Source organism: Cellulosimicrobium cellulans, from assembly GCF_024124905.1.
In the GTDB taxonomy this organism is placed as follows: domain Bacteria; phylum Actinomycetota; class Actinomycetes; order Actinomycetales; family Cellulomonadaceae; genus Cellulosimicrobium; species Cellulosimicrobium cellulans_G.
In genome coordinates, this window is the sequence record NZ_JAMXST010000002.1 from 536,284 (window position 1) to 551,932 (window position 15,649).

The 15,649-nt window shown below is 75.7% G+C and carries 9 protein-coding genes; 4 read left to right on the plus strand and 5 right to left on the minus strand.

Features of this window, described 5'->3' with window-relative positions; all coding sequences use genetic code 11:
* The first annotated feature begins 106 nt into the window (after window positions 1–106).
* The 3 genes from NHH00_RS07425 to NHH00_RS07435 all read left to right on the plus strand — a co-directional run bounded on the left by NHH00_RS07425 (window position 107) and on the right by NHH00_RS07435 (window position 4,641).
* The gene (locus tag NHH00_RS07425; RefSeq protein WP_253051205.1) at window positions 107–2,170 is read left to right on the plus strand and encodes a dynamin family protein; all 2,064 of its coding nucleotides are present in this window, start codon (window positions 107–109) and stop codon (window positions 2,168–2,170) included.
* Window positions 2,167–3,954, plus strand: coding sequence for a GTPase (locus NHH00_RS07430; protein WP_253051206.1), 1,788 nt, complete (start codon window positions 2,167–2,169; stop codon window positions 3,952–3,954). Before NHH00_RS07425 ends, NHH00_RS07430 begins: the two co-directional genes overlap by 4 nt.
* A 189-nt stretch (window positions 3,955–4,143) precedes the next feature.
* Window positions 4,144–4,641 (plus strand): acyl-CoA thioesterase, encoded by a 498-nt coding sequence (locus tag NHH00_RS07435; protein ID WP_253051207.1) that lies wholly within the window; start codon window positions 4,144–4,146, stop codon window positions 4,639–4,641.
* Between the two features lie 57 nt (window positions 4,642–4,698).
* Here NHH00_RS07435 and NHH00_RS07440 read toward each other — a convergent pair whose 3' ends face one another.
* The 3 genes from NHH00_RS07440 to NHH00_RS07450 form a co-directional block, all read right to left on the minus strand.
* A complete protein-coding gene (locus NHH00_RS07440; RefSeq protein WP_253051208.1) occupies window positions 4,699–7,299 on the minus strand; it encodes a glycoside hydrolase family 9 protein in 2,601 nt (866 codons plus the stop codon).
* Window positions 7,300–7,372: 73 nt separating this feature from the next.
* A complete protein-coding gene (locus NHH00_RS07445; RefSeq protein WP_253051209.1) occupies window positions 7,373–8,938 on the minus strand; it encodes an SDR family oxidoreductase in 1,566 nt (521 codons plus the stop codon).
* Entirely contained in the window at window positions 8,935–9,921 is a 987-nt protein-coding gene (locus tag NHH00_RS07450) for a DNA topoisomerase IB (protein ID WP_253051210.1), read from the minus strand. The genes NHH00_RS07445 and NHH00_RS07450 overlap by 4 nt, the downstream gene beginning before the upstream one ends.
* 143 nt (window positions 9,922–10,064) lie before the next feature.
* Between NHH00_RS07450 and NHH00_RS07455 the strand changes: the two genes are divergently transcribed.
* The gene (locus tag NHH00_RS07455; RefSeq protein WP_253051211.1) at window positions 10,065–11,435 is read left to right on the plus strand and encodes a hypothetical protein; all 1,371 of its coding nucleotides are present in this window, start codon (window positions 10,065–10,067) and stop codon (window positions 11,433–11,435) included.
* Window positions 11,436–11,494: 59 nt separating this feature from the next.
* Here the strand turns inward: NHH00_RS07455 and NHH00_RS07460 are convergent, their stop codons facing one another.
* Together NHH00_RS07460 and NHH00_RS07465 are read right to left on the minus strand one after the other, a co-directional pair.
* The gene (locus tag NHH00_RS07460; protein ID WP_253051212.1) at window positions 11,495–13,165 is read right to left on the minus strand and encodes an endo-1,4-beta-xylanase; all 1,671 of its coding nucleotides are present in this window, start codon (window positions 13,163–13,165) and stop codon (window positions 11,495–11,497) included.
* Between the two features lie 88 nt (window positions 13,166–13,253).
* Window positions 13,254–15,557, minus strand: a complete 2,304-nt coding sequence (locus NHH00_RS07465) for a glycoside hydrolase family 6 protein (protein ID WP_253051213.1) — start codon at window positions 15,555–15,557, stop codon at window positions 13,254–13,256.
* Window positions 15,558–15,649 lie beyond the last annotated feature (92 nt).

Here is a 15,649-nt window from a genome sequence, read left to right on the forward strand (position 1 = left end):
GGAGGGCCGATCTGATGCCTGGCGGGTCGACCTCGCGTGCGGAGAGGGTGGGGCCCGCACCGTGTCACACCGGGCCTGACCAGCGGCGTTCCGGCAGACTGGCGGGATGACGGCCAGCGGTGACCCCGGAGACGACGTCCGCACGGACGTGGCCGCAGGGGGCGGCGCGGGGCCGGGCGGCGCGGCGACCGGCGGGGCCGTCGCCGCGGGCGCCGCGGCGACGGCGGGGCTCGTCGAGTCCCTGGAGATCCTGCGCGGCCGGCTCGCGGCCGCGCGGCTGCCGCTCGACCTGCCGGGCTCGGCGGCGGCGCGCGAGGACCTCGACCTGGCGGTGCACCAGCTCGACGACTACCTGCTGCCGCGCCTGCGCTCGCACGCCGCGCCGCTGCTCGTCGTCGTCGGCGGGTCCACCGGCGCGGGGAAGTCGACGCTCGTGAACTCGCTGCTGGGCGAGCACGTGTCCGCGCCCGGCGTGCTGCGGCCGACCACCCGCGCTCCCGTCCTCGTGCACCACCCGCTGGACGAGCGCTGGTTCTCCACCGACCGCGTGCTCCCTGGCCTCGCGCGCGTGAGCGAGCACGGGCGGGACCCCGTCGCGGTCGCGCGCGACGCCACCGCCGTGCCCGGCCGAGCCGCGGGAACCTCGACCGCGAGCCCGGCCGACCCGACGCGCACGCTCCGGCTCGTCGCGAGCGACGCGCTGCCGCAGGGTCTCGCGCTCGTGGACGCGCCCGACGTCGACTCCGTGGAGACGGCGAACCGCGAGCTCGCGGCCCAGCTCCTCGCCGCGGCGGACCTGTGGCTCTTCGTCACGACGGCCGCGCGCTACGCCGACGCGGTCCCGTGGGACCTCCTGCACCGTGCGGCCGAGCGGCGCGCGCAGGTCGCGATCGTGCTCGACCGGGTCGACCCGGGAGCCGAGGCGGTGGCCGACGACCTCCGCCGCATGATGGACGAGAACGGGCTGGACACGGCGCCGCTGTTCGTCGTGGGGGAGTCCGAGCTGGTCGACGGCTTCCTCCCGGAGCGGTCCGTCGCGGAGGTCGCCTCGTGGCTGTCCGCGCTGGGGGCCGACGGCGCCGCGCGCGACCGGGTCGCGACCGCGACGCGGGACGGCGTCGTGGACGACCTCGTGCGCCGGGCCGTGCTCGTGGCCGGAGCCGCAGACGCCCAGGCGACGTCCGACGCGCGTCTGCGGGCCGTCGTCGGGCGCGCGTACGACGAGGCTGCGGCCACCGTCGACGCCGCCACGAGCGACGGCGCGCTGCTGCGCGGCGAGGTGCTCGCGCGCTGGCAGGACTTCGTCGGGACGAGCGAGCTGTTCCGCTCCGTCGAGCAGGGCGTCGGGCGCGTGCGCGACGCCGTCGCGGCGTTCTTCCGCGGCCGTCCGGCGCAGGCGCCGCAGGTCGAGCAGGCCATCGCGCACGGGCTGGAGGCCGTCGTGCTCGACGCGACGGACGCGGCCGCCGAGCGCGCGTACGGCGGGTGGCGCGCCGACCCGGCGGGCACGGCGCTCCTGGACGGGCTCGACCTCTCGCGCTCGTCGGCGGGCGTGCGGGCGCGGGTCGCGGAGGAGATCCGGGGGTGGCAGTCCGACGTCCTCGACCTCGTGCGCGAGCAGGGTGCGGGCAAGCGCGGGGCGGCACGCGCGCTGTCGTTCGGGATCAACGGGCTCGGGCTGAGCCTCATGGTCGTCGTGTTCGCGTCCACGGGCGGTCTCACCGGCGCGGAGGTCGGCATCGCGGGCGGGACGGCGATCCTCGCGCAGAAGCTCCTCGAGGCCGTGTTCGGCGACGACGCGGTCCGGCGCCTCACCCGGACGGCGCGCGATCGCCTCGCCGAGCGGGTGCGTGCCGTGCTCGACGACGAGGCGCGGCGCTACACGGCTCAGCTCGACGCGCTCGGCACCGCGGAGGCGGACGAGACGGCGCGTACCGTGCGCGAGGCCGCGCGCGCGGTCGAGGCGGCGGCGCGGGTCGAGCGCCGGGCGCGCGGGCGGGACCAGGACACGGCTCGACCGACCACCGGGCGGCACGTCGCGCGGCTCCTGCGGGGCGCGGGCCGGCGCGGTGCGGAGGACGACGAGCCTGCGAGCGTGCCCGAGGCCGACGACGAGCCGCGCCGCAGACCCGGGTTCTGGCGACGGCTCCTGGGCGGTGAGCGCGCATGACGATCGACCTCGCGGCGCGCACGACCGCGCTCGAGACCGCCGTCCGCGCGGGCGAGGGGCGCCTCGACGCCGACCTGCTCGCCGACGCGCGCACCGTCGTCGCCCGGGCGCGCGAGCGTGCGGGCCTCTCGGCCGACCACACCGTCGTCGCGCTCGCCGGTGCGACGGGATCGGGCAAGTCGTCGGTCTTCAACGCGCTCGTCGGGGACGAGCTCGCGGCGGTCGGGGTCCAGCGCCCGACGACGTCGCACCCGCTGGCTGCCGTGTGGGGGTCGGGTGGGGCGGGGCACCCGACGGGCGGCGTGGCGCCTGGTGGCACTCCCGGTGCGGCGGGCGCGGGGGCCCTCCTCGAATGGCTCGAGGTGCGGCGCCGGCACGAGATGGGCACGCCCCTCACGTCGGGCGACCCGGACGACGCGCGCGCGGGCGGCGGGCTGCGCGGCCTCCTGCGCGGCCGACGCGCGGGTGACGTCACGAGCGGCCTCGTGCTGCTCGACCTGCCCGACCACGACTCGGTGGTCGTCGAGCACCGCGTGCGCGCGGAGCGCCTCGTCGAGCGCGCCGACCTGCTCGTGTGGGTCGTGGACCCGCAGAAGTACGCGGACGCCGCGCTGCACGAGCGCTATTTGCGCCCGCTCGCGGGGCACGACTCGGTCGTCGTGCTCGTGCTCAACCAGGTCGACCGGCTCTCGCCCGCCGACGCCGACGCGTGCCTCGCGGACCTGCGCCGGCTCGCCGTGGAGGACGGGCTCGGCGACGCGCGCGTCCTCGGGGTCTCCGCGCGCACGGGACAGGGTCTCGACGAGCTCCGGGGTCTGCTCGCGGACGCCGCGGCCCGGCGGCGGGCGGCGAACGACCGGCTCGCGGCCGACGTGCGCGCCGTCGCCCGTCGGGTCGCGGCCGCGTGCGGCGAGCCCGTGCCGGAGCGCGCCGCGCGACGGGCGCGCGACGGGCTCGTCGACGCGCTCGAGGCCGCCGCGGGCGTGCCGACGGTCGTCGCGGCCGTGCGGGGCTCGGCGGTCCGGGACGCGCGCGCGGCGACCGGCTGGCCCGTCACGCGCTGGGTCGGGCGGTTCCGGCCCGACCCCCTGCGCCGCATCGGGCTCCGGACGGGACCCGCTCCCGGCTCGTCCCGGGCGCGCGCGGCGAAGGCGCTGGGAGCGGGCGAGACGGAGCTCCGGCCGGAGCTCGCCCGGACGTCGCTCCCCGCGGTCGGGGCGGCGCTGCGCGCCGGTGCGCAGACCGCCGTGCGCGACTACGCGGCCGAGGCCACCGCGGGGGTGCCGGACGACTGGGCGCTCGCCGTGCGGCGTCGGGCCTCCGAGGGCGCGAGCGACCTCGCCGATGCGCTCGACCAGGCGGTCGCCGGGACGGAGCTCGAGGCGTCGCGCCGCCCGGTGTGGTGGCGCGTCGTCGGCGCGTTGCAGTGGCTCGTGCTCGCGGCGCTCGTGGTGGGGCTGCTGTGGCTCGCCGCGCTGTTGGGGTTCACCTACCTGCGCCTGCCCGAGCCGCCGACGCCCGTGCTCACGCTCGGCGGGCCCGGCGCACCCGAGCTCCCGTGGCCGACCCTGCTCGCGCTCGGCGGCATCGTCGTCGGCATCGTCGTCGCCGTGCTCTCGCGCGCCGCCGCGTCCGTGGGCGGGCGCCGCCGGGCGGCCCGTGCCCGACGCCGCCTGCGCGAGGCCGTCGGCCAGGTCGCCGACCGCATGGTGCGGCTCCCGGTCGGCGAGGAGCTGTCCGCGCTGGCGAGCTGTCGCGCCGCTGCCCTGGTCGCGGCCTCCTGACGACCCGCCTCCCCGCCGAACACGACATGAGGGTCGTCAACCGGCCCATGACGACCCTCATGTCGTGCTCGGCGCGGGGTGGTGTCGTGCTCGGCGGCGGGCCCCCGGGGCCGGTGGCGGCGCGGGGGTAGGGCGGGGTGTGCGGGAGGGGAGAATGGGTCGCGCCACCGTCGAACGAGAGGACCCTCCATGACCCGCCTGCACGTCCCCGTCTCCCTGCGGTGGTCCGACCTCGACGCGTACGCCCACGTCAACAACGTCGAGATGTTCCGGCTGCTCGAGGACGCGCGCATCACGGCGTTCTGGACCCACCCGGACGCCGGCGAGGACGCCTGGCCGACGGCGGTCCTGGAGACCGGGCCGGCCGCGACGAGCCACACGCTCGTGGCGCGGCAGGAGATCGAGTACCTGCGCCCCCTCGGCTTCACGCGCACGCCCGTGCGGGTGGAGCTGTGGATCGGGCACCTCGGCGGTGCGAGCCTGGAGGTCTGCTACGAGGTGCACGACGGCGCCGCGCGCTTCGAGCGCACCGGCCCCACCTCGGGCGGTGCCCCCTACGCGAAGGCCGTGACGACGATCGTCGTGGTCGACGCGGCGACGGGGGCGCCCCGCCGCATCACCGAGGCCGAGCGTGCGGCCTGGGAGCCGTTCGTCGAGGACCCGCTGACCTTCCGCCGCCGCAGGTGACCGTCGCTCGCGCCGGGGAGCAGCGTCCCGGCGCGAGCGACGCACCCGGGCGAGGGCTCACCCGACGGTGCACTCCGTCTCGCCCGACCGGCCGACCAGCGTGAACCGTGCAGGCGGCGTGTTCGTCCCGCCGTGCGCGACGTTCGCGCCGACCTCCACGGACGCCCCCGGGGCGAGGCCGCCGTTCCAGGCGGCGGACCGCACGGTGACGTCGGCGCCGGACTGCGTCCAGGTGGCGCTCCAGCCGTTCGTCACGGTCTGCCCGGACGGGAGGGCGAACGCGAGCGCCCACCCGTCGAGCGCCGTCGTGCCCGTGTTCGTGAGCCGGAGGGTCACCGTCCCGCCGGAGCCCCAGTCGCTCGACGACCAGCGGACGGCGCAGGCGCCGGGCGCGGGACCCGTCGACGCGGCCGGGGTCGTGAACGTCGCCGCCGGCCCGGGCGCGGACGCGTTCCCGGCCCGGTCGGTCGCGACGAGGGCGACGCGGTAGGTCGTCTCGGGGGCGAGTCCCGTCAGGGCCAGCGTCGTGCCCGGCGTGGTCGCGACCCGCACGCCGTCGAGCAGGACGTCGTACCCGGAGACGCCGCTGCCCGCGTCCGTGGACGGCGCCCACGCGACGGTCGCCCCGGCCGCGGTGACAGCCGAGACCGTCGGCGCCCCCGGGGTCGACGGCGGCGTGGTGTCCGGCTCGACGGGCCCCGCCGACGGCTCGTCGCCCCACAGCAGCCCGTCGCCCTCGTAGAGGGTGATGCGCGCGTTCTTCGCCAGGGCGTCGCCCGTCGCGACCTGCGCGAAGGACCAGTCGTCCGCGGCGTCCCAGACGTCCGCCGTGACGCGGAACTGCACCTCGCGGCGGTGCTGGGACTGGCCGCCGGGGGAGACGACCGAGCCCGAGCAGTCGATCTCGACGAAGTACTGGTCGCCGCCCGCGTGGCCGACGCTCGCCGTCGCGCCGGGGCACTCGGAGTAGTTCGTCGTGGCGCGCAGGGTCGCCGGGTCGGCGCCGTCGTCGAGCGTGAACCAGTACCGCAGGCGCACGTCGTCCAGCACGCGCGCCGGGAACGCCGACCGGTTGCGCAGGACGGCCTTGATCTCCGTGAACGCGGTGCCGGGCTGGTTGAGGCGCGACTCGACGAAGAACTCGTCCTGGTCGGGCGTCTCGGGCTGGGGGAAGTCCGCGAGCGGGGAGCCCCCGTGCTCGGCGACGAGGAAGGCGAGAGCCGACGTGAAGCCTGCGTTGTAGTCCGTGGCGACCTCGTTCGCGACGTAGTCGGAGCGGCTGTCCGTGTAGGCGTCGTCCGGCGCGCCCGGGCCGCCGACGAGCGCGCCGTACAGCACGTGCCGCGTCGCCGCAGGCTCGGCGAGCGAGTCGAGCCACGAGCCGTGCGCGGTGCGGTGGTGCGGGTTCTGCGGCGAGTCCTCGCCGTACCCGACGACGTACGACGCGCCGCGCGGGTTGTCGCCGAGCGCGTAGCCGATCTGGCGCTCGCCGAAGTCCTGGTACGTCTGCGCACGGGTCGCGTCGCCGCGGCCCCGCAGCCAGTCGCCGTACGTCAGCGCGACGAACGCGGTGTTCGCGGCGTAGCGCAGCGAGCCCCAGGAGTCGAGGAAGGCCTGCCCGCCGGGGGAGTAGCGCACGCGCGCCCCCTGGTACCCGGTGGTCCAGTAGTCGAGCCACCGGTTCGCGTCGTCGACGTACTGCTGCTTGCCCGTCGCCTGCGCGAGCAGCACGTACGTGCCGTAGGTCTTGTCGTCCCACGCGATCGTCCAGCGGTACGAGGGCGTGCTCGTCTGGTTCTCCCGCGAGAGCCCGGCGTACTCCTGCTCCGCCTTGGCGAGGTACGACGCGTCGCCCGTCGCCTCGTAGAGCCAGTACGCGCCCCACACGAGCTCGTCCTGGTAGCCCGACCACGAGTTGTAGAAGGCGCCCGCGGGCACGCAGTCGGAGTACTTCCCGCGGTACGTGTCGGCGAAGTCGTAGAGCTGCTCGGCGTGCTCAACGAGCTCGGCCGCGTAGGCCGGGTCGGAGTCCGCGAAGACGATCGACGACGCGGCCATGGCTGCCGCGGTCTCGCCCGCGACGTCGCTCCCGGGGCACGACGGGTCGACCTTGTACGCCGGGCGGGCCATCTGCATCGCCTCGGCGGGTCCCCACCACGTGTGGTCCGCGTCGCCGTCGCCCACCTGCGCGTAGAGCACGTCCGGCTCGGGGTGGGCCTTGACGAAGTAGTCGTTGACCCAGCGCAGCGAGTCGAGCAGCTCGTCGCGCTGCCCCGACGCCGCGTACCCGTCGGGGCTCGCGATCGCTCCCCAGGCGAGCATCGTCGTGGTGAACGCCATCGGCAGCCCGAACTTCACGTGGTCGCCCGCGTCGTACCAGCCGCCCGTGAGGTCGAGCCCGACGTCGGCGCCGTCGTCGAGCGCGGAGTCGCCGCGCCAGCTCACGCGGAAGTCGTCGGGGAGGTCGCCCGAGCGCTGGGCGTCGTAGAAGAACAGCGACTTCTGGAGGGCCTCGGCGTAGTTCGGCGCGGTGGCGGCAGCGGCGGCCGCCGCGGGGGCCGGCGTCGGACCCGGCGCGGCCGAGGCCGGGGTCGCGGCAGCGAGGCTCGCGACGAGCAGGGCGCCCGCGGCGAGGGCCGCGGTGGGTCGTGGGTGCATGGCTGCCTCTCGGTCCGGCTGCGTCCGCGTCGACGCAGGTCGACGCCACTGTCCGGACGCGGCGGAGCCGGGGTCAAGGACGCGCGCGACCCTGAAACGTTTCGCCGGCGCGAGCGGCGCGCTCCGCGGCGGCGGCGACGTTGCGCTGCATCCCGCCGAACACGACGCCGTGGAACGGCTTGACCGCCCACCAGTAGAGCTGGCCCGCGAGGCCGTGCGGGTAGAACAGCGCGCGCTGGGCAAAGTAGGTCCGGCCCGGACCGCTCGCGTCCTCGGGCGAGGGCCCGGGCGCGGCGGGGTCGGTCGCGTCGGGCAGCTCCGCGGCCGCCTCGTCGACGCGCAGCTCGAGCCACGCGAGCCCTGGGAGGCGCATCTCCGCCCGGAGCAGCAGCCGACGGCCGGGTTCGATCGCCTCGACCCGCCACCAGTCGAGCTCGTCGTCCACGCGCAGGTGCCGCTCGTCGCGCCGACCGCGGCGCAGCCCCGGCCCGCCGACCGCGCGGTCCAGGAGCCCGCGCACGCGCCACGCGAGCGACCACGAGTACCAGCCGCCCTGCCCGCCGATCTCCTCGACGACGCGCCAGAGCACGTCGCGCGGCGCGTCGACGACGGTCCGCCGCTCGTCGACGTACAGCGAGCCGCCGGCCCAGTCGGGATCGCTCGGCAGCGGGTCCGACGGCGCTCCCGGGACCGACGCGGACGACCAGCGCGTCGTCACCTCGCCGTCGTGGACGCGCTCCAGGGCCAGCGCGACGGCGCGGTCGAACCCGACGAGGCCCTCGGGCGGGTCGGGCACGTACCGCGCGATGTCGTGCTCGCGGCACACGACCTCGTGCTGGAGCGACTCGACGAGCGGGCGTGCGATGCCCGACGGCACGGGCGTGACGAGCCCGACCCACAGGCTCGACAGCCTCGGGGTGAGCACCGGGACGCTGACGATCGCGCGGCGGGGGAGCCCGGCCACCCGCGCGTAGCGCTGCATCATGTCGCGGTACGTGAGGACGTCGGGCCCGCCGACGTCGAACGCGCGCGAGACGTCGGGCGGCATGGTCGCGGACCCCACGAGGTAGCGCAGCACGTCCCGCACCGCGATGGGCTGGATGCGGTTGTCGACCCACCTCGGCGTCGTCATGGCGGGGAGCCGCTCGGTGAGGTAGCGCATCATCTCGAACGACGCGGACCCGGAGCCGAGGATCACTGCCGCCTGGAGGACCGTCGTCGGGACGCCCGAGGCGAGCAGGATCTCGCCGACCTCCTTGCGCGAGGCGAGGTGGCGCGAGAGCGTGCCCTCCGGGACGTCGGGGAACATCCCGCCGAGGTACACGATCCGCCCGACCCCCGCCTCGCGCGCCGCCTGGGCGAACGTCAGCGCGGTGCGGCGGTCGCGCGCCTCGAACGTGCTCCCGGTCCCGAGCGAGTGCACGAGGTAGTACGCGACGTCGGCGCCCTCGAGCGCGGCCCGGATCTGCCCGAGGTCGGCGGCGTCGGCGGACACCGTCTCGACGTCGTGCACCCACTCGCGCCCCGCGAGCCGCTCGGGGTGCCGCGCGAGCGCGCGCACCTCGAACCCCGCGCGCAGCAGCTCGGGCACGAGCCGCCCGCCCACGTAGCCGGTGACGCCGGTGACCGCGGCCCTCACGAGAGCAGCTCCAGGAGCTCGCGCTCGGCTCGCGCCTGCGACCGGGTGGACCCGATGGTCTCGCCGCGCTCCCACAGGTCGAACAGGCGCGGGTCGATGTACGACGACCGCGCGACGGCGGGCGTGTTCCCCAGCTCCTCCGCGACGTCCTTGACGATCCCCGTGACGACCCGTCGCCGCGCCCGCTCCGAGGCCGGCGCGGCCCCGGCGTCGGCGAGCGCGCGCGCCGCGAGGACGGTGGCGTGCCACGTGCGGAAGTCCTTGGGCGTCGCGTCCTCGCCGAGCCGTTCCTTGATGCCCGCCTGGACGTCGGCGCTCGTGACGTCGTGCCACGCGGCCCGGCCGTCGGGCCCGTCCTCGCGCCACGCGAGCAGCTCGACGCCGCCGCGGCGCCGCTTGAGCGTCGTGACGAGCTCGGCGACCACCGGGTCGTCCACGACGACGTCGCGGACCTGGCCCGACTTCGCGGGGTAGCGGAAGTGCACGCTCCCGTCGCGCCGCACCCGCGCGTGCTCCTTGCGGATCGTCGCCAGGCCGTAGCTGGCGTTCTGCTTCGCGTAGATCTCGCCGCCGGCGCGGAAGTACGCGAGGTCGAGAAGCCGGAACGCCAGGGCGAGCACCTTCTCGCGACCCATGCCGGGCTGCGCGAGCTCGCGCGCGACCCGACGCCGGGCCGCGGGCAGGCGCCGGCCGACGTCGAGCACGTGGTCGTGCTTGCGCCGCGCACGGCGCACCTGCCACTGCTCGTGGTACAGGTACTGGCCGCGACCGGCGACGTCGCGCCCGAACGCCTGGATGTGCCCGTTTGGGTACCGGCAGATCCAGACGTCGGTCCAGGCGGGAGGGACAGCGAGGCGCGTGCACCGCGCGACCTCGTCCTCGTCGGCGAGCGGAGTGCCCTCGACGTCGAGGAACACCCAGGAGTCGCCCTTCGGGCGGCGGGAGTACCCGGGGGAGGTCACGGACACCCGACGCAGTCGCACCCGGTCATGGTGCGGGACGCGACGCCCGCTCGCGCGGCAGGGGCACCGGGGCCGTGCGGCGCATGGGGAGCGGTCCCCATGGCCCGAGCCTCCGGCGGCGCCCCGTCACGGCTAGCGTGGCGGGCGCGGACGAGGGAGGGGACATGACGACGTCGGAGAGCCCGTGGTGGCGGACCCGCAGGGGGCGCGTGCTGGTCGGCGGGGCGGTGGCGCTCGTGCTCGCCGGGGCGCTGACCCTCTGGCTGGTCGCGCGGGGTGGCACCGATCCCGTCGACGAGCCGGTGAGCACGTCGACCCTCGAGGGCTACCCGACCCGGGGCGGTCTCACCGTGGACGGCGCGCCGTTCGAGGACGTCGAGGCCGCCGCCGACGCCTGGCGGCGCGAGGACGTCGGGGGGCAGGAGGAGCCGCCCGCCGCCGACGAGCCCATCGAGGTGCTGTGGGCCGGGGACGTCCCCGCGGCCGATCTCGCGTTCGAGAGCCGTTACGAGCTCCGCCTCGACGACGCGCCCACCGGCCGCCTCGTCGCGCTCCGCTCGGACGACCACGTCGCGACCTTCCTCGCGCCGGTCGACGCCGAGGGCGAACGGACCGACGCCTACCGGATCCTCGCGGACAGCGACGAGCAGCGGTGGGCCCCGCGCGCGGCCGTCGAGCTCGACGACGGTCTGCTGCTGCTCGCCGAGTCGCTCGCCCGCGGTGCGGAGCCGGACGGCCTCGAGGTCGTGCATCCCCGGGGCGAGGGCGACGACGCGCCGGTCGTCGTGACCGTTCCCGTCGACGAGGGCCTGCTCGTCGGCCAGCGCGGTGGCGCGATCCGGGCGGCCTCGGTGAGCGCGGTCCCCGACGGCGACGACCCGGGTCTGCTGTTCACCGACGGAGGCGCGGTGACCACGGCCGACCTCGACACGCTGTGGGACCGGCTCCTCGACCCCGCCGCGGGTGCTCCGACCTGGAGCGCGCTCCTCGGCGCGTACCGCGGCACGGAGGAGCGGCGCCGCGCCGACCCGCCGGTCGCCGCGCTCTGGGACGGGGTCGCGCTGCGGGACGGGACGCCCCTGGCGGTCGTCGCGGTCACAACGAGCGCGTGGGACCCCCGGGCGTGGTGGGAGGTCTACGCCTCCCGGCCGGCGTCGGCGCCCGCCGACGGCGAGGAGCCGGGCGACCCCCGGACCGACCGGCTCGGGGGCGGCGAGGTCGCGCCGGGGTCGCCGGCGACGACGCGGATCCCGCCGCTCGTCGCGCAGTGGATCGACGGCGGTCCCGGCGGTGACGCCGAGCCGCGGCCCGAGCTCGTGGTGGTCGGGCCGGGCGAGGTCGTGTCCGTCGAGGTCCTCGCGTCGACGGACGGCAAGCGCGTCGAGGGGTCGACGCTCACGTGGCCGCGCCCCGACCCGGCGACCTGGGCCCGCGAGGGCGCCGACCTCGAGCGGGTGGTGCCCACCGACGTGCCCCCGACGGTCGTGGTGGGGCGCACCGCGGACGGCACCCCCGTCCCCGTCCTCGAGGACTGATCCCGCGCGAGCGCCGCCCGGGGCGGCCCCTGCACGCCCCGGACGGCGCCCGCGCTCGCTCAGGCGACCTCGCAGGCGGCACCGTCGAGCGTGAAGGAGGTCGGCTCGGTGTTGATCCCGGAGTGGGCGCCGTTGAAGCCGATGTCCACGCTCGCGCCCGCGCCGAGCGTGGTGTTCCACGGCGCCGGGGTGACGGTGACGGTCGAGCCCTGCTGCGCGTACTGCGCCGACCAGCCCTGCTGGACGGTCTGCCCGTCCGGGAACGCGAACCTCAGGGTCCAGCCGTGCAGCGCGGTCGTCGAGTCGTTGGTGATCCGGATCGAGCCGGTGAATCCCGTGTTCCAGGAACTCGCCGTGTAGGCGACGGTGCAGGTCCCGGCGGGTTCGCCGCCACCCTCCTCGGTCTCGCCGGTCACGGTGCCGGACGTGGCCGAGAGGTTGCCCGCCCCGTCGACCGCGCGCACCGCGTAGACGTGCGCGGTGCCCGCGGTGAGGCCGGTGTCGGTGAACGACGTCGCGGCGACCTCGGCGACCTGGGTCCCGTCGCGGAACACGCGGTACCCCGCGACGCCGACGTCGTCGGTGGAGGCGTTCCACGCGAGCGAGATCGAGGAGGTCGTGGTGCCGGTGACCCGCAGGCCGGTCGGGGCGGACGGCGCCTGCTCGTCGCCGCCCGGTCCATCGTCCCGTGCGCCGAGGACCTCGGCGATCGCCGCGTACGCGGGCTTGGGCGCGTACGCGTCGTCCCAGACGAGCGCGGCGCCCTGCCCCGGGAACACGCCCGGGATCCACGAGTACCTGTCGGTGATGCCCCACAGCGTGACGCCCGTGCAGCGGTCGACGTCGAGGCAGGCCTGGAAGACCTTCGCGTAGTCCGACGCCTGCTGCGCCAGCTTCTGCGCGTCGGCGGGAGAGTTCATGCGGATGTCGAGCTCGGTGATGCGCACGTCCACGCCGAGGTCGGCGAACCGCCGGAGGTTCTGGGTCAGGGTCGACGGGACCTGGCCCACGATCAGGTGCGCCTGGAACCCGACGCAGTCGATCGGCACACCGCGGGCCTTGAAGTCGGCGACGAGGTCGTAGATCGCCGTGCTCTTCGCGTTGATCCCGTCGGTGCTGTAGTCGTTGAGGCACAGGTCCGCGTCCGGGTCGGCCGCCCGTGCGGCGCGGAAGGCGTCCTCGATGTAGCCGTCTCCGAGGCGCTGCTGGAATACGCTCTGCCGGCGGGAGCCGTCGTCCTCGAACGCCTCGTTGACGACGTCCCACGCCTCGACGTCGCCGGCGAAGTGCCCGGCGACGGCGCTGACGTGGTCCGTCATGGCGGTGCGCAGCTCCGTGCCCGTCAGGCCCTGGACCCAGCCGGGGAGCTGTTGGTGCCACACGAGCGTGTGGCCGTAGAGGTCCGCGCCCTGCGCGGCCGCGTAGCTCGCGACCTGGTCGGCTGCCCCCCAGGAGAACGAGCCCCGGGCGGGTTCGGTCGCGTCCCACTTCATCGCGTTCTCCCCGACGACGAGCGAGAACTCGCGGTCGGCGACCGCCCGGTAGCCGCTCTCCGAGAGGCGGCCGGGGTCGAGCGCGAAGCCGACGGTCTTGCCGTGCCTCGCGGCGGCGTCGCCGAGCGGCTCGGTGGCGGCGGTCGCGGTCGTGGCGACCGGGAGGACGGTCGCGGCGACGAGCGCCGTGGTCGCGAGCGTCGTCGCGAGAGGTCGTCTCCAGATGGTCCTGGTCATGGGTGCACCCTTCGGGTCGATATCGATATCGAACGTCGCACAGGACCGGCGGTCGAGGCGTGGGGCCCCGACCGCCGGTCGTCTCAGGTCAGCCGACGGTGCAGGACGCGCCGTTCAGCGTGAAGGCCGTCGGCTCGTCGTTGGTCCCCGAGTGGGAGCCGTTGAAGCCGATCTCGACGCTCGCGCCCGCGCCCAGCGTGGTGTTCCACGCCGCCGGGGTCACGGTCACCGTCGAGCCGGTCTGCGCGTACTGCGCGGACCAGCCCTGGGTGATGCTCTGACCGTCCGGGAAGTCGAAGGTCAGGGTCCAGCTCTGCAGCGCCTGGGCCGAGTCGTTGGTGATCCGGATCGAGCCGGTGAATCCCGTGTTCCAGGAGCTCGCCGTGTAGGCGACGGTGCAGGTCCCGGCGGGCTGGCCGCCGTCCTCGTCCGTCTCGCCGGTCACGGTGCCGGACGTGGCCGAGAGGTTGCCCGCCGCGTCGACCGCGCGCACCGCGTAGACGTGCGCGGTGCCCGCGGTGAGGCCGGTGTCGGTGAACGACGTCGCGGCGACCTCGGCGACCTGGGTCCCGTCGCGGAACACGCGGTAGCCGGTCACGCCGGTGTCGTCCGTGGACGCGTTCCACGCGAGCGCGACCGTGGACGTCGTGGTGCCGGTGACCCGCAGCCCGGTCGGGGCGGACGGCGGCTGGTCGTCACCGCCCGAGCCGTCGTCCTCGTCCGTGGTCACGGTGAGCGGCGCGGACGCGGCGGAGACGTTGCCCGCGGCGTCGCGCGCCCGGACCGTCACGGCGTAGGACGTGCCCGCCTCGAGACCGGTGACGGTGAACGAGGTCGTGGAGGTCGTGCCCACGGCCGCGCCGTCGACGAGCACGGTGTATCCCGTGACGCCACGGTCGTCGGTGGACGCGGTCCAGCTCACGCTCGCCGACGTGGTCGTGGTCGCGCCCGCCGTGAGGCCCGTCGGCACCGACGGCGCGGTGGTGTCCGCGGGGCCGCCGGTCCCGTCGCCCTCGATGGCCGGGTAGGCGTTCTCGACGAGCATCCGGAACTGGGACTCGAACCACTGGCCCGCGAGCGGGGCGTCGGGCAGGGCGCCGGTGAGCTGGTTGGAGAGCTTGGGCGAGACGAACGTCGGGTCGCACATGCGGTCGAACCGCTTGCCCTGGTCGTTCGGGATGTCGGACGACGCGCCGTCGGACTCGCCCGGAGGCTTGACCCACACGTACGCGTGCAGGTGCGACTCGGGGAAGCCCGCGGGCGAGGCCTGCGGGCGCTCGCCGATCCCGGCGCCGGCCGGGTTGCACCAGGCGCCACGGTGGATCCGCCGGTCGACGCGCGACTCGTCCACGTAGGTGTTGAGGTTCGTCGACGTGCTCACCGCCGTCGGGCGGTCGGCGCCGCCCCAGCCGTTGCGCGAGGTGTCGATGAGCATGCCGATCGACGTCGGGAAGCCCTCCGCCACGAGCAGGTCGTAGAGGTGCGCGGTCCAGTCGGCCTCGTCGAAGTCGGCGTTCCACTCGTAGAAGCTCGCCGAGCGCACGGGCGTGCTGCCGAGCTGGACGTCCTCGAGGAACGGCTCGTGCAGCGGCGTGGAGTTGGCCGTGTTCGTGACGAAGCCCGCGACCGACGCGTAGCCCGCCTCCGTCGACAGCACGACCTCCTTGAAGAGCTTCGCCGCCGGGCCTCCGTTGCTCGGCCAGCCGAGCCAGCCGGCGTGCGCCGCGTCGATGTAGGAGTAGACGTTGCCGACGGCGTGGAGAGCGTCCAGCGCGTACGCCACGCCCTCGCGGTAGTACGGCGCGGACGCCTGGCAGTCGGGCGTGCTGATGTTGGTGACGAGGTTCGGCAGCGAGTCCGGCTCGATCGTCGCGACGACGCGCAGGTCCTCGTAGGCCGGGTCGTCGAGGATGTCGGCGATGACGTCGATGTACTCGGTCTTGTACCGCGCCATGTCCGTGGCGTTCGGCTTGAGCTCGCCGTTGGACGCGAGCGCGTAGCAGTCGCGACCGGGCAGGTCGTAGATCACGAGGTTGAAGACCATCGGCACGCCGGGCTGCTTCTGCTCGATCGCGGCGTCGAGGTGGTGCCGCAGGCCCGGGCCGTCGGCGTTGCCCTCGATCGCGCTGATGCGGTCCATCCAGACCGCGGTGGGCTCGTCGGCGATCGCCCGCATGCGGGACCCGAGGTCGCCGCCGGCGCGGTCGGCGGCGGCCTCGACGTTGGCGGACCAGAAGTCGTTGACGTACTGCGTGGCACCGGCGAACGGGTTGCTCACGCGTGGCTCGGCGGCGTTCGCCGGCGCGGCGGTCGCGACCAGCGGGGCGGCGAGCAGCACGAGCGACGCGGCGACGGCCGCGCCCCTGCGCGGTCGGCTGGATCGGGATGGCACGTGGTCCTCCAAGGGTCCGGGAGCGCGGACGGGTCCGCGCACCGGGCGGCTCTGCCCGGCGGGGACAACGTGACGAACGAGGGCCGTCGTCG

What these genes read in the sequence shown, in the direction of transcription:
- NHH00_RS07425 (WP_253051205.1), top strand. Translation starts at nt 107, where the DNA reads ATGACGGCCAGCGGTGACCCCGGAGACGACGTCCGCACGGACGTGGCC.
- NHH00_RS07430 (WP_253051206.1), top strand. Translation starts at nt 2,167, where the DNA reads ATGACGATCGACCTCGCGGCGCGCACGACCGCGCTCGAGACCGCCGTC.
- NHH00_RS07435 (WP_253051207.1), top strand. Translation starts at nt 4,144, where the DNA reads ATGACCCGCCTGCACGTCCCCGTCTCCCTGCGGTGGTCCGACCTCGAC.
- NHH00_RS07440 (WP_253051208.1), bottom strand. Translation starts at nt 7,299, where the DNA reads ATGCACCCACGACCCACCGCGGCCCTCGCCGCGGGCGCCCTGCTCGTC.
- NHH00_RS07455 (WP_253051211.1), top strand. Translation starts at nt 10,065, where the DNA reads ATGACGACGTCGGAGAGCCCGTGGTGGCGGACCCGCAGGGGGCGCGTG.
- NHH00_RS07460 (WP_253051212.1), bottom strand. Translation starts at nt 13,165, where the DNA reads ATGACCAGGACCATCTGGAGACGACCTCTCGCGACGACGCTCGCGACC.